Genomic DNA, 20,091 nt, shown 5'->3' on the forward strand with positions numbered 1-20,091 from the left:
GCGGGCGCATTTGCGGGCCAATCGCGACTGTACCCTCGCGATTTTCGAGCGTTCGGTCAAGAATCGTACCACCGGGCGACGGCGAACACGCCTAACGAATGGGGGTTCCCGGTGATGGCAGCCCCGGCGTGCCCGCCTCTTCGGGATGGGTGGCCAGATAGCGCGCCTTGATGGTCTGGGATGTGCCCCGGCTGTTGTCATGGCTCCAGCCGGGGGGCATGAGGCAATAGTTCAACCGCTCGCGCCATGTCAGCCCCGGCTGCGTTGCATCGCGCCAGATGCCGATCCACTCGTGCAGGGCCACCCGCAGCGGGTTGAACGTGCCGAGGTTGTGGACTAGGCCGTAATCCACTTTTTCCCGGTCAAGTTCCGGCACGAAGGTGCCAAACATCTTGTCCCAGATAATGAACACCCCGGCATAGTTGCAATCAAGGTAGCGCGGATTGCGCCCGTGATGGACCCGGTGATGCGAGGGCGTGTTCATCACCGCCTCGACCCAGCGGGGCAGGCGGCCGATCGCCTCGGTGTGGATCCAGAATTGATAGATGAGATTGAGCCCGCCCACGAAAAGCACCATGGCCGGGTGAAAGCCCAACAGGATCAGGGGCGCGCGCACGATCATCATAAAGGTAAAGGTGCCGGTCCATGTTTGCCGCAGCGCCGTGGTCAGGTTGTAATGCTGCGACGAGTGGTGATTGACGTGGCTTGCCCAGACCCAGCGGATGCGATGCCCGAACCGATGCACCCAGTAGTACCGCAGATCATCAAGCACAAAGCAGAGCAGGATCACCCAGATCGAATGCCCCAGATCAAGCGGCGTGATCTGCCACAGCACCATGAAAAACCCATAGGCGACAAACCCCAGCACGATGCCTTCGGCCACATTGCCCGCCCCCATCAAGAGCGAGGTCAGCGCATCGCGCGTCTCATAGCGGCCGCCACGCCCCCGGATCACGATCCACAAGAGCTCTGCAAGGATCGCCGCGATAAAGAACGGCACAGCCCAGGTGACCACGTCGGGATAGGTCAGAGCATCGGTCATGCGCAAGACTCCAATAGTCTGTGCCACGTCTTGGCTTCATCGGGGGACAGTCTGAGGTGAATTCGGGGGGCGGTATAGTCGGGCAAATCAAGCGTAAGGCCGGATTTGCCCTGCCGAACCCGCGCACCCTTCAGATAGCGGGCGGTGGTGTCTGCGCCCATTGGCCAGACCACGCCAAGGCCGCGGGCTGTCTCGATCAGCGCGGCGTTGTGCGTGTGGCACCGTCGGATGCGCGTGGGTGTGTCTTCGGGAAATTCGCGCAGCCATGCCGCCCGTGCCGCCGCATCATCCGCCAGGATAGCCCGACGCGACAAGCCCAGAACATGCAAAAGCACCGCGACGCCCGCGATGCCCAAAATGACCATCGGCAACAGAATGATCAGTGGCATGAGCCCTCTCCCTTGATCGGTATCTAGGCCAAGCTGGGGGTTATTTGTCAAAGGCGGCGTTACGTCACCGGCACGCGCCGCCGCCGCCCTTCGCGCCAGATCAGCAACCCCGCCCCGCAGAGGATCACCGCCGCACCGGTGATCGAGGTGATGTCGGGCCAAACCCCGAACACCAGCCCGTCATAAAGCCCGGCAAAGATCAGCGCAGTATAAAAGAACGGGGCGACATAGCTGGCATCGCCCCGCGCCATGGCATTGACGAAGGCCATCTGCGCCAGCGCCATCAGGCCGCCGAGCGCGGCAAGGGCTGCCCATTGGGCGGGGGTTGGCGGTGCCCAGACCCAGATCACCGCCAGCGTCGCGATGCTGAGGCCAATCGCGTTATTCACAAGCAAGATCTGCCAAGGCCCTTCGCGCCCCGAGAGGCGCTTGAGGAAAATCAGCTCTGCCCCAAGACAGAGCGCTGCGCCAAGTGCAAGCAATGCGCCGGTTTCAACCACGCCACTGCCGGGACGGATCAGGATTGCGGCCCCCGTCAGGGCAATCACCGCCGCCGCCCATCGCACCGGTCCGACACGCTCGCCCAAGAGCGGAATGGCGAGGATCATGCCAAGCACCGGGTTGAGAAAGCTGATCGCCGTGGCGTCGGACAGCGGGATATAGGCGGCCGCCGCGAACATCAGGGTCACACCGCCCCAGCCCAGGCCCGAGCGTTTGACATGGGTGCGCAGGTCCGGGCGCGTAAAGCGTGGCCGCACCAGCGCGACCGTGACGGAAATCGCCAGCAAGGCAAAAAGAAACCGCCCATGGCTGATCTGCAGCGGATGCAGCGGCGGGCCAAGCGTGTCGGTGCCCAGCGCCTTGGCCAAAAGCGTGGTGCCCGCCAGCAAGGCAGCGGCCAACACGGTCAGAAGGGCCGCGAGGCCCGGATTCGAGGCGCGGGGTATGAACATCGCCGCAGCATTGCCCGCTTGCTGCGCTGGCCGCAAGTCACCGTTTCAGGGGGCCGCCTCAAGAAAGTTTTCAAGCGGCGAGACAAAAACGACAGGATGTCGTCGTTTGCCAATCACGCGTTGCGCATCCGTGATCAGTCTTACGAAAAATCGGAACGACTCCATGCACCAGCGCCGCATTCCCGAATGGCTCCGCCACGCCCCCACGCCCTCTGTGCGCGGCTTTGCCACCTTGGCGGGCACCGAGGCGATGGCGCGCGGCATCCTGATTTCGGTCATGCCGCTTGAGATGTATCGCGCGCTCCGCGATGCGGCGCTTGTCTCTGAGATCTATTTCATGGTCGGCCTTTTGTCGCTGGCCACGGGCCTGATGGTGCCCTTTGTGTCGCGGTTCATGCCACGGCGCTGGATCTATGTGACCGGCTGCGCGATGTTCGCGGGCGGGGCTGCGATGGGCGCGCAGGGTGGGGCGCTGGGCATGATCGCGGCGCTGGCAATGATCACGGCGGCCACAGTCACGGTCTTTGTCTGCTTCAATGCCTATGTGCTCGATTTCATTGCCAAGTCCGATCTGGGCCGCTGCGAGACCTCGCGCATGTTTTACAGCGCGCTGGGCTGGACGGTGGGGCCATTCCTTGGCGTCACACTCTTGGGGATTTGGCGGCCATTGCCATTCATGATCGCGGCGTTGGCGGCGCTGAGCATGATGGCGCTTTTTCTTTACCTGCGGCTTGGAAATGGCAAACTGATCACGCGCGCGCGCCGTCCGGCCCCCAACCCGTTGGCATGGATGCCCCGGTTCTTTGCCCAGCCCCGGCTGGTGGCAGGGTGGATATTTGCGGTCATCCGCTCCTGCGGGTGGTGGGCCTATGTGGTCTATCTGCCGATCTTTGCCGTTCAGCAGGGCCTGGGCGAGGATCTGGGCGGCATGTTGCTGTCAGCCTCGAACGGCATGCTCTTTCTCACGCCCTTCATGCTGCGCTGGATGCAGCGGCGGTCTATCCGCCACGCCGTGCGGGCGGGCTTTCTTGTGTCTGGGCTGCTGTTTGTTTTTGCGGCGATCCTCAGCGGTCTGCCATGGGTCACAGTGGCAAGCCTTGCCGTGGCCTCGGTCTTTCTGGTGTTGCTTGATGTCTCTGCGGGATTGCCGTTTCTGATGGCGGTCAAGCCATCCGAGCGCACCGAGATGTCGGCGATCTACGCCAGTTTTCGCGATGTTTCGGGCATTCTTACGCCGGGGGCGGCGTGGCTTGTGCTGCTGGTGGCGCCGTTGCCGGGGATTTTTGCGGTCACGGGTGTGGCACTTGTGGGGTGCTGGCATCTGGCGCGGCAACTGCACCCGCGCCTTGGCGCGGCACGTGTGGCGATCGAGCCGGGACCAAAGCTTGACATTTCACTTCCCCTGACACGCAAAACCGGCTAGAGCGCGGCCATGATCACGCAAACCACATATTCCTGTTTGCGACGTCGACGCGCCCGCGTCTGACGACCCTTTCGGTCGTGATCCCGGCGCTTTGCTGCGCCAACCTGCCAAATGCCAAATCTCCAAGTGATTGACTCGGCCCCGCCCATGCGGCACTCAAAGGGCCTGTTTGACAAGGAAACCGCCATGATCCCTTCGATCCTGCCAACCTATAACCGTGCGCCGCTCTCTTTCGTCAAGGGCGAGGGGGCTTGGCTCATCGAGGCGGACGGGCGACGTTTTCTCGATCTGGGCGCGGGCATCGCGGTCAATGCATTGGGGCATGCGCATCCCAAGCTGGTGGCGGCCCTGACCAAACAGGCAGAGGCGCTCTGGCATACTTCGAACCTTTACCAGATTCCCGCCCAGCAAGAGCTGGCCGACCGTCTTGTCGCCGCCACCTTTGCCGATACGGTTTTTTTCACCAATTCCGGCACCGAGGCGTGCGAATTGGCGGTCAAAATGGCGCGCAAGCACTTTTACGAGGCGGGCCAGCCGGAGCGTACGGATATCATCGCCTTCGAGGGGTCCTTCCATGGCCGGTCTTCGGCGGGAATTGCGGCGGCGGGGTCAGAGAAAATGACCAAGGGCTTTGGCCCGCTCTTGCCGGGGTTTAAACATGTGGCTTGGGGCGATCACGACGGGTTGCATGCGGCGATTGACGATCATACCGCCGCCATCCTGATCGAGCCGGTGCAGGGCGAGGGCGGCATCCGCCCGCTGCCGGACCAATGTCTCAAGGGGCTGCGCGCCCTTTGTGATGAACGCGGCATCCTGCTTATCCTCGACGAGGTGCAATGTGGTGTGGGGCGCACGGGGCGGCTTTTTGCCCATGAATGGGCAGGGGTGACGCCAGACATCATGATGGTGGCCAAAGGCATCGGGGGCGGCTTTCCTCTCGGGGCTGTTCTGGCCACCGAGCATGCCGCATCGGGCATGACGGCGGGCACCCATGGCTCGACCTATGGCGGCAACCCTCTGGGCTGCGCGGTGGGCTGTGCCGTGATGGCCGAGATTGCGACGCCTGAATTTCTGGCCGAGGTCAACCGCAAGGCCGCGTTCCTGCGCCAGCGGCTCGAAGGTCTGGTGGCGGCGCATCCGACGGTGTTCGAGGCCGTGCGCGGCATGGGCCTTATGCTCGGTCTCAAGTGCCGGGTGCCCAACACAGAGGTGGTGCAGGCCGGTTATGCGGCCCTTGTGGCGACCGTTCCCGCCGCCGACAATGTGCTGCGCCTGCTGCCGCCCCTGACCATCACCGATGATGAAATTGCCGAGGCAGTGACGCGCCTTGATGCGGCGGTAACCGCGCTAGAGACTGCGTAACTTCATCGTTCCCGAAATACTCCGGGGGTGTGGGGGTTGACCCCCACCGAACCTCCCACCGAAAAGCGATCCGACCATGACCCATTTTCTTGATATTCACAAAACCACCGAGACCGACCTGCGGGCGATGATTGACCAAGCCCGCCGGATGAAAGAGGCGCGGCAGGGTCGCCCGCGCGGCACACCGGATGATGATCAGCCGCTCGCGGGGCGCATGGTGGCGCTTATCTTTGAAAAACCCTCTACGCGGACCCGCGTTTCCTTTGACATGGGCGTGCGGCAGATGGGCGGGCAGAGCATGGTGCTCTCAGGGGCTGATATGCAATTGGGCCATGGCGAGACCATTGCCGACACCGCCCGCGTCATGAGCCGCTATGTCGATCTGATCATGATCCGCACCTTTGACGAATCCGTGCTGCTGGAAATGGCGGAACATGCCGATGTGCCGGTGATCAACGGCCTGACCGACCGCACCCATCCCTGTCAGATCATGGCCGATATTCTGACCTATGAAGAACATCGTGGCCCGATCAAAGGCAAAAAGGTGGTCTGGTCGGGGGATGGCAATAATGTCTGCGCCTCCATGCTGCATGCCGCCGGGCAATTCGGCTTCGACCTGACCTTTACCGGCCCAATGCAGCTGGATCCCGAGCCCGAGTTTATCGGCCTTGCGCGCAAGGCCGGCAGCACTATCACCATCGAGCGCGATCCGTTCAAGGCGGTGGACGGGGCCGATCTGGTTGTCACCGATACCTGGGTCAGCATGCACGACAGCCAATCCACCAAAGAGCGGCGTCACAACATGCTGCGCCCCTATCAGGTCAATGACAAGCTGATGGCGGCGGCCAAACCTGATGCGCTTTTCATGCATTGCCTGCCTGCGCATCGCGGCGAAGAGGTGACATCCGAGGTGATGGACGGGCCGCAATCGGTGATCTTTGACGAGGCCGAAAACCGCCTGCACGCGCAAAAGGCCGTGATGCGCTGGTGTCTCGGGGTCTAAGCGCGCCGCGCCCAAGTGCTGCGCGCTTGCAATCGCCGCGCCAAAGCGCTTAGCCTGTTTTGAGGCTGTTAGCGATAGCAGGGGAACGCATGGCGCAGATTGGCATCTATGGGTTGGGCACCATGGGCAGCGCCTTGGCGCTGAACATCGCCGCGCACGGGTTTGACGTCGCCGTGACCAATCGCGAGGTGGACTGGATCGCGCCCTTCATGACAGAGGCGTGCGATCTTGCGGTCCGGTTGCACCCGCATGAGCAGCTCGAGGCGTTTGTGGCGGCGTTGAACACCCCCCGCGTCATCCTCTTCATGATCCCGTCGGGCGCGCCGATGGATGCCATGCTGGCGCAGATCACCCCGCTGCTCAGCCCCGGTGATACCGTGATCGACGGCGGCAATGCCGATTTCCACGACACCCGCCGCCGCGCTGCGCAATTGGCCGAACGCGATCTGCATTTCGTGGGTTTGGGTGTTTCGGGCGGCGAGGCGGGCGCGCGGCACGGCCCCTCGATGATGCTGGGCGGCAGTGATCATAGCTGGGCGCAGCTGGAACCGATTTTGACGGCCATCGCTGCCCGCTATGATGGTATCCCCTGCGTCGCGCATTTGGGGCCGGACGGGGCGGGGCATTTCGTCAAGACGGTGCATAATGGCATCGAATATGCCGATATGCAGGTCATTGCCGAAATCTACAGCCTGTTGCGCAATGGCGCGGCCCTGCCGCCTGCTGAGATCGGCGCGCTTTTTGCCGCCTGGGACCTTGGACCGCTCAAATCCTATCTGGTCGAGATCACGGCGCGGCTCTTGACCTATACCGATCCCGAGACCGGGCATCCCATGGTGGATGTGATCAAGGACGCGGCGGGGCAAAAAGGCACCGGGCGCTGGACAGTGATCGAGGCGCTGCGTCTGGGGCAATCGGCCAGCATGATCGAGGCGGCGGTAGGGGCACGGGGCTGGTCCTCGGAAAAACCCACACGGCAGCGGGCCGAGGCGATCCTTGGTGGCGCTGTTGGCGCGTTTGATGACACGCCCGAGGTTCTGGCCGAGGCGTTTCTGGCCGCGCGCCTGCTGACCTATGCCCAAGGGTTTCGCATTCTCTCGGCGGCGTCGGATGCCTATGGCTGGGGCCTTGATCTGGCAACCATTGCCCGCATCTGGCGGGCTGGGTGCATCATCCGTTCCGCGCTTTTGGATGATATCGCAAATGCGTTTGACCGGGATTTGCCGCAGGGCGAATTGATCCTTGCCCCCGAGATTGCGCAGACCTTGGCGCGCTGCCTTCCCGCGCTGCGGCAGGTCGTGTGCAGTGCGGTCCATGGTGGCCACCCGGTGCCGGTACTTTCGGCGGGGCTGGCTTGGTATGACAGCATGCGGCTCGGCCATGGCAGCGCCAATATCATTCAGGCGCAGCGCGATATGTTCGGGCGTCACGGATTCGAGCGCCTCGGGCGCGCGGGTCTGCATCACGGCCCTTGGTGGGATTAGGGCGACCCGGTTTTTTCTGATAATTGGAGCAAGCAAAGATGGATCAGGGATCGGACTGGCCCCAGGGCTATGGCCGCCGTGTGCTGGCGTCAGTGGACAGCACCAATGCTGAGGCGGCGCGCCTTGCGCCGCATCTGGCGGGGCCAGAGTGGATATTGGCGCATCAGCAAACAGCCGCACGCGGGCGGCGCGGCCGCGTTTGGGCCAATCCGGCGGGCAATTTCGCGGCGACGCTGGTCATGCGCCCGACCGAGAGCCCGGACCGCGTGGCGCTCCGCTCTTTCGTGGCGTCTCTCGCGCTTTTTGATGCGTTGGTGGCGGCAACGGGCCAAGCCGAGGTTTTTGCCCTCAAATGGCCCAATGATGTGCTCTTGAACGGTGGCAAGCTGGCGGGGATTTTGCTTGAAAGCGCCGGGGCAGGCGGCAGCCTTAGCCATTTCGCCATCGGCATCGGGGTGAACCTGCACAGCGCGCCCGAGGTGTCCGAGGTCGAACCGGGCGCGCTACGCCCTGTTTCCCTCCTGTCCGAGACCGGCATCGCGATCGACCCAGAGGCGTTTCTGGATCTGTTGGCGCCCGCCTATGCGCGGGCCGAGGCGCAGTTTGTCACCTATGGGTTTGCCCCCATCCGCACCGCATGGCTGGCACGGGCAGCGCGTTTGGGCGAGGTCATCACCGCCCGCACCACGCGCGAGGTGTACGAGGGCCAGTTCGAGACGGTGGACGAAGCGGGCAATCTTGTTCTATTGACCGCGCAAGGGCGACAGGCGATTGCCGCCGCCGAGGTGTTCTTTTGACGGAAAGGGACCGGCCACATGCTCTTGGCGATTGATTGCGGCAATACAAACACGGTGTTTTCCATCTGGGACGGACAGACGTTTTTGTGCACGCTGCGCACCGCGACGGATCATCAGCGCACGGCTGATCAGTATTTCGTCTGGTTCAAGACTCTGCTGCATCACTATGGTATAAAAGCCGATATAAGCGGGGTGATCATTTCCTCTACCGTGCCAAGGGTCGTGTTCAACCTGAGGGTCTTTTCGGACCGCTATTTCAATTGCCGCCCATTGGTTGTGGGCAAGCCCGAGTGCCGCCTGCCGGTCGATGTGCGGGTGGATACGGGCACGCAGGTGGGGCCTGACCGGCTGGTCAACACGGTGGCGGGGTTTGACCTTTACGGCGGTGACCTCATCGTGGTCGATTTTGGCACCGCGACCACCTTTGATGTGGTCGACAGCGATGGGGCCTATATCGGCGGGGTGATCGCGCCGGGCGTGAATCTTTCGCTGCAAGCCCTACATGAGGCGGCGGCGGCCCTGCCACATATTGACGTGACCCGGCCCGAACGGGTGATCGGCACCAATACGGTGGATTGCATGCAGTCGGGTGTATTCTGGGGTTATGTCGGGCTGATCAATGGGCTATGTGACCGGATAAAGGCCGAGCGTGGCCGCACCATGACGGTGATCGCAACGGGTGGGCTGGCACCTCTCTTCCAGCAGGGCACGGACGTGTTCGACATGTTCGAGGACAATTTGACGATGCACGGTCTGACCGTCATCCATGCGTATAACAAGGAGGGCTGACGCCCCATGAGCAGTGAACGACTAATCTACCTGCCCCTCGGTGGGGCGGGCGAAATCGGTATGAACGCCTATGTCTACGGCTATGGCAAGCCGGGAAAGGAGCGGCTGATCCTTGTCGATCTGGGCGTGACCTTTCCGGATATGGACGGCACGCCGGGCGTCGATCTGATCCTGCCAGACATCTCTTGGCTTGAGGCGCGCAAAGGGCAGCTAGAGGCGATTTTCATCACTCACGCCCATGAGGATCACGTGGGCGCTGTCGCGCATTACTATGCCCGCCTTGGCGCGCCGATCCATGCCCGCGCCTTTACCGCCAATATCGCGCGCCGCAAGATGCAGGAACATGGCAACCCTGAAAAGGCGGTCCATATCGCCTCGACATGGCCTGCCACCGTCAAGGCCGGTCCCTTTACCGTGGGTTTCGTGCCGATTTCGCATTCCATCCCCGAAAGCTCTGGTCTGGTGATCGACAGCGCCGGTGGGCGGATCGTGCATACCGGCGACTTCAAGATTGATGTCAACCCGGTGGTCGGCGAACCCTTTGATCGTGATCTCTGGGCCAGCTTGTCCGAGCCGGGGGTCAAGGCGCTGGTTTGCGATTCCACCAATGTCTTCAGCCATCACGAAGGCCGCTCTGAGAGCACCGTGGGCGGCCCGATCACCGATCTGGTCGCGGCCTCCAAGGGGCTGTTTGTGTGCACCACATTTGCCAGCAACGTCGCACGCGTGAAATCGCTGGCCGAGGCCGGCGTGCGGGCGGGGCGCTCCGTCTGTCTGATGGGGCGCGCCATGCAGCGGATGATCGAGGCGGCGCAGGAAACCGGCGTGCTCACCGGATTTCCCAAGACCATCAGCCCGGAAGAGGCGGGGAATGTCCCGCGTGACAGCCTGATGCTGATCGTCACCGGCTCTCAGGGCGAGCGGCGCGCCGCCAGTGCGCAACTGGCCAATGGCAAATACAACGGCATCACCCTGAAAGAGGGCGATACGTTTCTGTTCTCCTCCAAGACCATTCCGGGCAATGAGCGCGGCGTGATCCGGATCATCAACCAGTTTTCCGAGATGGGCGTCGATGTGATCGAGGGCGACGACCGCTATCACGTGTCGGGCCATGCCAACCGGCCCGATCTGGATGAGATGCACAAGCTGATCAAGCCGCAGATGGTGATCCCCATGCATGGCGAGCACCGGCATCTGCGCGAGCATGTGAAGCTGGCCAATGCCAACCGGCTCAAGGGGGTGCTGGCGGTCAACGGCATGATGATCGACCTCAGCGGCAATGCGCCAAAGGTGGCTGAATATATCGAGACCGGGCGCACCTATCTGGATGGTTCGGTGCAGGTCGGCGCGATGGATGGCGTGGTGCGCGACCGTATTCGCATGGCGCTGAACGGTCATGTCATGGTCAATGTCATCTTGGATGAAGAGGATGAACCCTTGGGTGATCCTTGGGTCGAGATCATGGGTCTGGCAGAAACCGGGCGCTCCAACGCGCCGCTGGTCGATGTGCTGGAAGAGGACCTGTCGCAGTTCATGGGCCGGGCCGGGGCCAAGATGCTGACCAATGACGACAAGCTGGAAGAGGGGCTGCGCCGGACCGCGCGCCAGAGCACGCAGACCGAAATCGGCAAGCGGCCCGAGGTGACGGTCGTCATCAGCCGCCTCACGGCGTAAACGGGACGGCGCGCGGATGCGGATCGGCTATGTCATAGCAGAGGGGCGCGGGGAAACCGATCTCTTGCTGCATGACGTGGCGCGTGCGGCCCGCGCGCGGGGCCTGCGCCTGTGTGGCACGGTGCAGGTCAACACCAATTGCGGCGCGGATCGCCCCTGCGACATGGATGTCGAGGTGCTGCCCGATGGGCCGGTGATCCGCATTTCGCAAAGTTTGGGGCCGGGCGCGCGGGGTTGTCGGCTTGATCCATCTGCGCTGGAATTGGCGGTGGCTGCCGCCGAGGCGCGGCTGGCAGAGGGCTGTGATTTGCTGATCGTCAACAAATTCGGCAAGCACGAGGCCGAGGGGCGCGGGTTTCGCACGCTCATCGCCGAGGCGCTGAGCCTAAACGTGCCGGTTCTGGTCGGGGCGAACCGGCTCAACGCGCCGCATCTTGTTGCCTTTTCCGACGGGATCGCCGAGGCGCTCAGCCCCGACCTTGTGCATATTCTCGATTGGTTCGACAGGACAGCACGCGAGGCCTGTGCCTGACCTAGAACGCAATTGACCGGGCGGGGGGCATCTGTCATGCAGCAGGTTCAGTCACGATGAGGCAAGGACGATGAAGGTCATCATCTGCGGCGCCGGTCAGGTCGGTTGGCAGATTGCGCGGCATCTGTCGGGAGAGCGCAACGACGTCACGGTCGTGGACAACAATCCCGATCTGGTGCGCCGGGCCACCGATACGCTCGATGTGCAGGGGATAACGGGCTTTGCCTCTTATCCCGACGTGCTCGACCGTGCAGGCGCTCGCGACGCCGACATGATCATTGCCGCGACCTATTCGGACGAGGTCAATATGGTCACGTGTCAGGTCGCGCATTCGGTCTTTGGCATCAGCCGCAAGATCGCGCGCCTTCGCAGCCAATCCTATCTCGATGCGATTTATTCAGACCTATACCGCCGCGATCACATGCCCATCGACGTGGTGATCAGCCCCGAGCGCGAGGTGGCGCAGGCGGCGCTGCAACGGCTTGCCTCGCCCGCCTCCTTTGATACCGAGCTTTTCATGGGCGGGCAGGCGCAGCTTATGGGTATTCGGCTGGAAGAAGATTGCCCAGTGCTCAACACGCCGTTGCGGCAATTGAGCGATCTCTTCTCGACCCTCAGGGTGGTGGTTCTGGCCGTGCGCCGCGAGGGGCGGCTTTTCGCGCCGGAAGCGGGGGATCAGCTTTTTGCGGGCGACGAGTGCTATCTTTTTGCCCCCATCGAAGACGTGCCGCGCACGCTCGAAGTGTTCGGCAAGTCGCAAAAGAAACAAGAGCGGGTGGTCATCATCGGCGGCGGCAATATTGGCCTTGCCGTGGCCCAAGCGCTGGAAACGCGGCCCGGCGGGCGTGTCCGGGCCAAGGTGATCGAGAAAAGCCGCCCTCAGGCCGAGCGCGCGGCGGATGCGCTGGAGCGGACCATCGTGCTGAACGGGGATGGCCTGAATTCCGCGCTATTGGCCGAGGCAGGGATTGCCCGCGCCGATGCGGTGCTGGTTGTGACCGATGATGACAAAACCAATATGCTGGCCGCCGTGCGTGCCAAATCCGAAGGCTGCCCCTTTGCCGTGGCGCTGATCAACGATCCCACCATGGTGCCGCTGCTCGAGTCGTTGGGCATTGACGCCTATATCAACCCGCGCGCCACCACTGTCAGCTCGATTCTGCGCCACATTCGCCACGGCAAGGTGCGCGGCGTCTATTCCATCGGGGATGCCGAAGGCGAGGTGATCGAGGCCGAAGTCATGTCGACCTCCTCCATCGCCGGGGCGGCGATTCGTGATATCGACTTTCCAGAGGGTGTGCTGGTTGGGGCCGTGCGCAAGGGCGGCAAAATACACAAACCCGCAGGCGGTCTGAGGGTTGAGGCGGGCGATGTGATCGTGATCTTTGCAATGGCGGCGGATGTGGCGGCGGTCGAGCAGCTGTTGCAGGTCTCGATCGACTTTTTCTGATCCGATGATTGCCCGGCTGCTGACATTCCCGCTCATCCTGATCCTCGCCGGGATTGCCGCATTGATGATGTATCTGCCTGCGATAGATGCGGGCATGCGTGGCTTTAGTGGGGTCGGCAAGGCCTTTGCTTTTTCAGGCACCATCGGCTTTGCACTGGTGATCACCATAGGGCTGGCGCTGTCGGGACGGTCCGATCAGCGGATGAGCGACACCCAAAACCTGATGTCGCTCTTGCTGGCCTATGTGCTCTTGCCGGTATTTCTGGCGATTCCGTTTTACAGCGGCGTGCGGAACACAACCTTTCTCAATGCCTATTTCGAGATGGTCTCGAGCTTCACCACCACCGGGGCCACGCTCTTTGGCACGCCGGGACGTTTGGTGGATAGCCTGCATCTGTGGCGCGCGCTGGTGGGCTGGGGTGGGGGGCTGTTGCTCTGGATTTCGGCGTCGGCGGTGCTTGCCCCGCTCAATCTTGGCGGGTTCGAGGTGACGGCCCGCGGCGAGCCGGGACAGGATGAGACTGTTCTGGGCCGGTTCGAGCGGGCGAGCCCCGCCAAACGGTTGGCGCAATCCACACGGGTGCTTGCCCCGGTCTATATCGGCCTGACTGCGGCGCTCTGGATCTGTCTTCTGGTGGGCGGAGAGCGGGCCTTTGTCGCGGCGGTGCACGCGATGTCGACCATGGCAACAAGCGGAATTTCCTCGATTGGCGGCTTGCAGAACGGCACTTCGGGCTTTGCCGGGGAATTCGCGGTCTTCCTGTTTTTCTTCTTTTCCCTGTCACGGCTCACGTTTTCCTCGGACACGATTACGTCGATGCGTCCGGGCGTGGTCAACGATCCAGAGTTTCGGCTGGGAGTTGTCTTGCTCATTGGGGTGCCATTGATCCTGTTTCTGCGCCACTGGATCGCCACTCTGGGGGTCGAGGATACGTCTGATTGGCGCTTGGCGCTCCGGGCCTTGTGGGGCGCGGTCTTTACCGTGCTGTCCTTCCTGTCGACCACCGGCTTTGAAAGCGCCGATTGGCAGGAGGCGCGGGATTGGTCGGGTCTTGGCACGCCCGGCCTGATCCTGTTGGGCCTATCGCTGGTGGGGGGCGGGGTGGCCACCACGGCGGGCGGGGTCAAACTTCTCAGGGTCTACGCGCTCTACTTGCACGCCCGGCGCGAAACCGAGCGTCTGGTGCATCCTTCGTCGGTCGGGCGGGCAACCGGTGTCGGGCGGCGGATCCGCCGGCAGGGGGCCTATATCGCGTGGATCTTTTTCATGCTCTTCGCCATGTCACTGACCTTTGTCACAGCTCTTTTGGCGCTTGCCGGGCAGGGGTTTGACGCGGCGCTGATTCTGGCGATTTCCGGGCTTTCAACTACGGGCCCCCTGATCTTGACCGCAAGCGACACGCCCATTCGCCTGCTCGAGTTGAGCGATGCCGCCAAGATGATCTATGCTATGGCCATGGTGCTTGGACGGCTTGAAACATTGGCCCTTATCGCCTTGCTTAACCCCTCCATCTGGCGGGATTGACGCGGGTGCAACTCTCCGCCGCAGTTTGGAACGATTTTATTTTTGGGCTGGAAACTCTTGCACGGGCAAGACATACTCTGATTGTACGCAAGACCCCTCGCGCCGGTTCGCGGTGCGCGCAATAAAAAAAGGCAGGAAGACGCATGGCTTCTGATCGACAAAATTTACAGGACGCATTTCTCAATCAGGTCCGCAAGACCAAGATTCCTGTGACGGTCTTTCTGATCAACGGGGTCAAGTTGCAGGGCGTGATCACATGGTTTGACAATTTCTGCATCCTGCTGCGCCGGGATGGGCAATCGCAGCTTGTTTACAAGCACGCGGTGTCAACCATCATGCCGTCGCAGCCTGTCAACCTCTACGATGGTGACGACGCCAATTGATGGACCACGCGCGCCCGATAACCCGGGCTTGGGTCATCCACCCCGAAATTGACGGTGCCAACCGCGCCCGTGATCCCGCCTTGGCGTTGGAAGAGGCTGTGGCCCTTGCCCATGCTTTGCCGGATATCGACGTGGTCGGTGCCGATACGGTGCGCCTGCGCAAACCGGATGCGGGGCGTCTCTTTGGCAAGGGCAAGTTGGAAGAGCTGCATCAGGCGATGGAGGCCGCTGAGGTCGAGCTTGTGTTGGTCGACGGCCCCGTGACGCCGGTGCAACAGCGCAATCTGGAAAAGGCTTGGGGCGTCAAGCTGCTGGATCGCACCGGGCTGATTTTGGAAATTTTCAGCGACCGCGCGGCAACGCGCGAAGGCGTGCTGCAAGTCGAGATGGCAGCGCTGAGCTATCAGCGCACGCGCCTTGTGCGCGCTTGGACCCACCTTGAACGGCAACGCGGTGGCCTTGGGTTCGTGGGCGGCCCCGGCGAGACGCAGATCGAGGCGGACCGCCGCGCGATTGATGATCAGCTTGTGCGCCTGCGGCGTCAGTTGGAAAAGGTGGCCAAGACCCGCACCCTGCACCGCGCCGCGCGTGCCAAGGTGCCATTTCCGGTGGTGGCGCTTGTCGGCTATACCAACGCAGGCAAATCCACGCTTTTCAATCGCCTCACGGGGGCGGATGTGATGGCCAAGGATATGCTCTTTGCCACGCTCGATCCGACCATGCGCCGCGTCAACCTGCCCGAAGGCGGGCCAGAGGTGATCCTGTCCGATACCGTGGGCTTTATCAGCGATCTGCCCACCGAATTGGTCGCAGCCTTTCGCGCGACATTGGAAGAGGTTCTGTCAGCGGATCTCATTTGTCATGTGCGCGATATTTCGCATCCCGAAACTGTCTCGCAGTCGCGCGACGTGGCGACAATTCTCGAGAGTCTCGGGGTCAGCGACAAGACACCCCAGATCGAAATCTGGAACAAGATCGACCGCTTGCCGGAGGATGCACGCGCCGCTGCCGTGACCCAAGCGGCCCGGCAAGAGGATGTCATCGCGATTTCCGCGATCTCGGGGCAGGGGCTCAGTGATCTGATTTCGGCCATTGGGGACAAGCTGTCTGATGTAACGCATCTGACAGAGGTGCATCTGCGCTTTGCCGAAGGGCGCAAACGCGCATGGCTCTTTGAAAAAGAGCTGGTCGAAGCCGAGACACAGACCGAAGACGGCTTTGATCTGACCGTGCGCTGGACCGCGCGGCAAGAGGCGCGCTTTCGCGCTTTGTAACGACAAGGGCGGGGCAGGGGCGGGGCCGTGCGTGGCGACGCCAGCGGCCACGTGACCGGCGGTGTTTTCTCACCCTTCAAGATCCCAGCCTGAAAGGTCGCGCGCGCGGCGCATCTGAAACAGGGGCGGCTTTCGGTCCGCTCAACGTGCCAAGTGCCAAGTTTCGCCTTGATAGACCGTGCCGGATTGGGGATACCTCTGGTGATTTAAGTCGGGATTGAAAAGGATATCAGATGATTACTCCGGTTCTCCTTTGCGGCGGCTCTGGCACACGGCTGTGGCCTTTGTCTCGCAAATCCTATCCTAAACAATTTGTGGCGCTCTTGGGCGATGTCACGCTGTTTCAGGCTTCGGCACAGCGGTTGTCTGGTCCAGAGTTTGCGGCCCCCATGGTGCTGACCAATGCCGATTTCCGCTTTATCGTGGGCGAGCAACTGGACGATATCGGGATCACTCCGGGCGCGGTTCTGATCGAGCCTTCGGGGCGCAATACGGCGCCTGCGGTTCTGGCAGCGGCGCTCTGGCAGGCACGCCAAGACCCGGAGGCGCTGATGCTTGTCGCGCCCTCAGACCATGTCGTGCCCGATCCCGAGGCGTTTCGACAGGCGGTCGCGGCGGGTGTCGGGCCTGCGCAGGCGGGGCAGCTTGTGACCTTCGGGATCAAGCCCACGCATGCCGAAACCGGCTATGGCTATCTGGAACTTGACGGCGTGCCCGGCGATCTGGCCCCGCGCCCCATCGGCCTCAAGCGGTTCGTTGAAAAGCCGAATGCCGAGGCAGCAGCGGCGATGCTGGCAGAGGGCACATATCTGTGGAACGCGGGGATTTTTCTCTTCAAGGCGGCAACCATCCTTGATGCATTCCGGGCCCATGCGCCGCAGCTCTTGGCACCGGTCGAGGCTGCGGTTGAAAAGACCACCCCTGATCTGGGCTTTTATCGCCTTGATCCCGAGGCTTGGGGCGCGGCCGAGGATATCTCGATCGACTATGCGGTGATGGAAAAGGCGCGCAACCTTACGGTCATTCCCTTTGCTGCCGGATGGTCGGATCTGGGGGGATGGGATGCGGTCTGGCGGGAAACCGGGCCGGATGAACGCGGCGTTGCGACCTCTGGCCATGCCACGGCGATTGATTGCGACAACACGCTTTTGCGGTCCGAAGACGCAGGGCTTGAGGTGGTGGGGATCGGGCTTGACGATATCATCACGGTGGCGATGTCCGATGCGGTTCTGGTGGCGCATGTCAGCCGGGCGCAGGATGTGAAACAGGCCGTCGCCGCGCTCAAGGCCAAGGGGCGCAAACAGGCCGAGAGTTTCCCCAAGGATCACCGCCCTTGGGGCTGGTTCGAGAGCTTGGTGATCGGCGAGCGGTTTCAGGTCAAGCGCATTCATGTTCACCCCGGTGCCGCCCTCAGCCTTCAAAGCCATCACCACCGCTCTGAACACTGGATCGTGGTGGAAGGCACCGCCAAAGTGACCGTGGATGAAGTGGTCAAGCTCGTGAGCGAGAACCAATCGGTCTATATCCCCTTGGGCGCGGTGCACCGGATGGAGAACCCCGGCAAGGTGCCAATGGTGCTGATCGAGGTGCAGACCGGATCTTACTTGGGCGAGGATGACATCATCCGCTATGAGGATTTCTACGCGCGTTGATCAGTTACTGGTAAGTATTTTGTAAGCGAGTTATCCAATTGAAATATAAATTTTTATGACTGTTGAAGTCAGTTTTTTTGCCTTTCAACTCTCCTGCCGCACCGCGCCCACGACCGCGTCCATCACCTGATGCAGCACCGCCGGATTGAGCGCCTCCACCATCACCCGGATCATTGGCTCTGTCCCCGAAGGACGCACCAAGAGCCGCCCATCGCCGCCCAAGAGCTTCTCAGCCGCCGCTATAGCGGATTGCACCGCGTCGGTTTTCATCGGGTCCTTGCCCTTGGCAAAGCGCACATTGATCAGCTTCTGTGGCACGGGCTCGAACACCTGCGCCAGACGGCTGGCGCGCTCGCCCGTCTCGACCATCGCCGCCAGAAACTGCAGCGCGCCGATCAAACCGTCACCAGTGGTGGCATAATCGGTCATCACGACATGGCCCGATTGCTCTCCTCCCAGATTGTGCCCACCCGCACGCATCTCTTCAACCACGTAGCGATCCCCCACCGCCGTGCGCTTGAGGGCAATGCCCTGCGCCTCCAGATGCCGTTCTAGCCCCAGATTGGACATCACCGTCGCCACCAGCGCATTGCCCGCCAAACGCCCCTCACGTGCCCAGCGCGTGGCAATCAGCCCCATGAACTGATCCCCGTCAGCGATCTGGCCCTGCTCATCAATCAACACAACCCGGTCGGCATCGCCATCCAGACAGATGCCCAGATCGGCCCGCGTCTCCAGAACCCGGCGCGCAGCCGCCTGCGGCTTGGTCGATCCGCAATCGAGGTTGATGTTGAAACCGTCTGGCTCAACCCCCATCGTGATCACCTCCGCACCCAACTCCCACAGCACTTCAGGGGCTGTGCGATAGGCTGCGCCATTCGCGCAATCAAGCACGATCCGCAGCCCCTCCAGCCGCCGGCGATGCGGAAAAGTGGTCTTGGCATATTCCACATAGCGCCCGCGCGCATCGTCGATCCGCTTGGCCCGGCCAATATTTTCTGGTGCCGCCAGCCGCGCTCCTCCTTCCAGCAGTTGCGCGATCTCCGCTTCCGCCTCATCGCTCAGCTTGTAGCCATCCGGCCCAAACAGCTTAATTCCATTGTCAGAAGCCGGATTATGACTTGCCGAGATCATCACCCCCACATCGGCCCGCAAACTATGCGTCAGATACCCAATCGCCGGCGTCGGCACCGGCCCCAGCAGAAACACGTTCATACCCGTCGAGGTGAAGCCCGCCGTCAGCGCATATTCGATCATATAGCCCGACAACCGCGTATCCTTGCCGATCACCACGCGGTGCTCTTGCTTGTCGCGGCGGAAATACCTGCCCGCTGCCGCTCCTAGCCGCAGGGCAACATCCGCCGTCATCGGCCAGCTATTCGCCTGCCCCCGAACCCCGTCCGTCCCAAAAAGTTTATTCCGCACAAGTCATACCTCTAAGTAATGGGTCTCATAAGTTAGCCTACGTCCCGAAAGTCTAACAAAGTGACGTTTAGCGTGGTCAAATATAAACATATTCAAACCGTTAAGGCCTAACAGGAACCAATAAGGTTTAGTGCCCTTGGTAACTCGCCTTTGTTTCCAGAGCCAATGTTCTAGGATATCTACTTTGAATGGTTATCAGTTAAAAGCCATTCGGATATCTTTCAAGCATGTGATTAAGCGCATTAGCTCTTACTCGACTGTGACAGATTTCGCCAAGTTTCTAGGCTGATCCACATCGGTCCCTTTGGCCACGGCGGTGTGATAGGCGATCAACTGCGCGGGCAGGGCATAGAGGATGGGTGCCAGAATGGGATCGGTATCGGGCAGGGTAATGGTCTGCCACACGCAATCGCCTGCCTGCGTCACACCCCGCGCATCCGACACCAGCAGGATACGACCGCCGCGCGCCATAACCTCTTGCATGTTGGAAACGGTCTTGTCGAACAGCGCATCGCTCGGTGCCATAACAACGACCGGCATCGTCTCGTCGATCAGCGCAATCGGTCCATGCTTCAGCTCGCCCGAGGCATAGGCCTCGGCATGAATATAACTGATTTCCTTGAGCTTCAGCGCACCCTCCAGCGCCAGTGGATACATCAATCCACGCCCGAGAAACAGCGCACTAGGTGCAGTCGCAAGCTGGCGCGCGATGGCTCTGATCTGTTCGTTGCGTTCCATCGCGGTATTGAACGTGGCGGGCAAGGCGCGCAGCCCGGACAAGAGATCCGCCAGACGTTCCGCCCNGGCGACAACCTGAAGTTCACGGTTGAGCTGATCGCGCCCATCGCCATGGAAGACGGCCTGCGCTTCGCCATCCGCGAAGGCGGCCGCACCGTCGGCGCCGGCGTCGTGTCGAAGATCATCGAGTAACGTC

Annotated in this window: 18 protein-coding genes and 1 pseudogene; 14 read left to right on the forward strand and 5 right to left on the reverse strand. The window is 61.9% G+C overall.

Features of this window, described 5'->3' with window-relative positions; genetic code table 11:
* Window positions 1–91: 91 nt before the first annotated feature.
* Genes GC127_RS17150 through GC127_RS17160 form a run of 3 tightly spaced genes read right to left on the reverse strand, consistent with a single transcriptional unit; the run spans window position 92 to window position 2,384 of the window.
* On the reverse strand, window positions 92–1,042 hold the full coding sequence (locus GC127_RS17150; RefSeq protein WP_008283158.1) for a sterol desaturase family protein: 951 nt from the start codon (window positions 1,040–1,042) through the stop codon (window positions 92–94).
* Window positions 1,039–1,431 carry a hypothetical protein gene (locus GC127_RS17155; protein ID WP_151979106.1) on the reverse strand — a complete coding sequence of 131 codons (393 nt, stop codon included), beginning with the start codon at window positions 1,429–1,431 and terminating at the stop codon, window positions 1,039–1,041. The genes GC127_RS17150 and GC127_RS17155 overlap by 4 nt, the downstream gene beginning before the upstream one ends.
* 59 nt (window positions 1,432–1,490) lie before the next feature.
* Window positions 1,491–2,384, reverse strand: coding sequence for a DMT family transporter (locus GC127_RS17160; protein WP_151979107.1), 894 nt, complete (start codon window positions 2,382–2,384; stop codon window positions 1,491–1,493).
* A 163-nt stretch (window positions 2,385–2,547) separates the two neighbouring features.
* Between GC127_RS17160 and GC127_RS17165 the strand changes: the two genes are divergently transcribed.
* The 13 genes from GC127_RS17165 to GC127_RS17225 all read left to right on the forward strand — a co-directional run bounded on the left by GC127_RS17165 (window position 2,548) and on the right by GC127_RS17225 (window position 17,732).
* Complete coding sequence (locus tag GC127_RS17165) at window positions 2,548–3,807, forward strand: MFS transporter (protein ID WP_008283155.1); 1,260 nt, start codon at window positions 2,548–2,550, stop codon at window positions 3,805–3,807.
* A gap of 186 nt (window positions 3,808–3,993) precedes the next feature.
* Window positions 3,994–5,169, forward strand: a complete 1,176-nt coding sequence (locus GC127_RS17170; protein WP_151979108.1) for an aspartate aminotransferase family protein — start codon at window positions 3,994–3,996, stop codon at window positions 5,167–5,169.
* 76 nt (window positions 5,170–5,245) lie between these two features.
* Entirely contained in the window at window positions 5,246–6,172 is a 927-nt protein-coding gene (argF, locus tag GC127_RS17175; RefSeq protein ID WP_008283153.1) for an ornithine carbamoyltransferase, read from the forward strand.
* 89 nt (window positions 6,173–6,261) lie between these two features.
* On the forward strand, window positions 6,262–7,656 hold the full coding sequence (gene gndA / locus GC127_RS17180) for an NADP-dependent phosphogluconate dehydrogenase (protein WP_151979109.1): 1,395 nt from the start codon (window positions 6,262–6,264) through the stop codon (window positions 7,654–7,656).
* Between the two features lie 38 nt (window positions 7,657–7,694).
* A complete protein-coding gene (locus tag GC127_RS17185) occupies window positions 7,695–8,453 on the forward strand; it encodes a biotin--[acetyl-CoA-carboxylase] ligase (RefSeq protein ID WP_151979110.1) in 759 nt (252 codons plus the stop codon).
* An 18-nt stretch (window positions 8,454–8,471) separates the two neighbouring features.
* Window positions 8,472–9,242, forward strand: a complete 771-nt coding sequence (locus tag GC127_RS17190; RefSeq protein ID WP_008283150.1) for a type III pantothenate kinase — start codon at window positions 8,472–8,474, stop codon at window positions 9,240–9,242.
* Between the two features lie 6 nt (window positions 9,243–9,248).
* A complete protein-coding gene (locus GC127_RS17195; protein WP_037298960.1) occupies window positions 9,249–10,916 on the forward strand; it encodes a ribonuclease J in 1,668 nt (555 codons plus the stop codon).
* 16 nt (window positions 10,917–10,932) lie between these two features.
* Window positions 10,933–11,448 carry a DUF2478 domain-containing protein gene (locus GC127_RS17200; protein ID WP_151979111.1) on the forward strand — a complete coding sequence of 172 codons (516 nt, stop codon included), beginning with the start codon at window positions 10,933–10,935 and terminating at the stop codon, window positions 11,446–11,448.
* Between the two features lie 70 nt (window positions 11,449–11,518).
* Window positions 11,519–12,898, forward strand: a complete 1,380-nt coding sequence (gene trkA / locus GC127_RS17205; protein ID WP_008283147.1) for a Trk system potassium transporter TrkA — start codon at window positions 11,519–11,521, stop codon at window positions 12,896–12,898.
* Window positions 12,899–12,902: 4 nt separating this feature from the next.
* The gene (locus GC127_RS17210) at window positions 12,903–14,423 is read left to right on the forward strand and encodes a TrkH family potassium uptake protein (protein WP_081506342.1); all 1,521 of its coding nucleotides are present in this window, start codon (window positions 12,903–12,905) and stop codon (window positions 14,421–14,423) included.
* A 143-nt stretch (window positions 14,424–14,566) separates the two neighbouring features.
* Entirely contained in the window at window positions 14,567–14,806 is a 240-nt protein-coding gene (gene hfq / locus GC127_RS17215) for an RNA chaperone Hfq (RefSeq protein ID WP_008283145.1), read from the forward strand.
* Window positions 14,806–16,080: a GTPase HflX gene (gene hflX / locus GC127_RS17220; protein ID WP_008283144.1), complete on the forward strand. Its 1,275-nt coding sequence runs from the start codon at window positions 14,806–14,808 to the stop codon at window positions 16,078–16,080. Before hfq ends, hflX begins: the two co-directional genes overlap by 1 nt.
* 233 nt (window positions 16,081–16,313) lie before the next feature.
* On the forward strand, window positions 16,314–17,732 hold the full coding sequence (locus GC127_RS17225; protein WP_151979472.1) for a mannose-1-phosphate guanylyltransferase/mannose-6-phosphate isomerase: 1,419 nt from the start codon (window positions 16,314–16,316) through the stop codon (window positions 17,730–17,732).
* Between the two features lie 84 nt (window positions 17,733–17,816).
* Here the strand turns inward: GC127_RS17225 and glmM are convergent, their stop codons facing one another.
* Both glmM and GC127_RS17235 read right to left on the reverse strand, forming a co-directional pair.
* The gene (glmM, locus tag GC127_RS17230; protein ID WP_151979471.1) at window positions 17,817–19,157 is read right to left on the reverse strand and encodes a phosphoglucosamine mutase; all 1,341 of its coding nucleotides are present in this window, start codon (window positions 19,155–19,157) and stop codon (window positions 17,817–17,819) included.
* Between the two features lie 249 nt (window positions 19,158–19,406).
* On the reverse strand, window positions 19,407–19,960 hold a 554-nt coding region (locus tag GC127_RS17235), incomplete at its 5' end, for an SIS domain-containing protein (protein ID WP_151992580.1).
* Window position 19,961: 1 nt separating this feature from the next.
* Here GC127_RS17235 and tuf point away from each other — a divergent pair.
* Window positions 19,962–20,087 (forward strand): annotated as a pseudogene (gene tuf, locus GC127_RS17240) (elongation factor Tu); the annotation flags it as partial.
* Between the last annotated feature and the right edge of the window lie 4 nt (window positions 20,088–20,091).

The sequence above is a fragment of the Roseovarius sp. EC-HK134 genome, assembly GCF_902498815.1.
Taxonomy (GTDB): domain Bacteria; phylum Pseudomonadota; class Alphaproteobacteria; order Rhodobacterales; family Rhodobacteraceae; genus Roseovarius; species Roseovarius mucosus_A.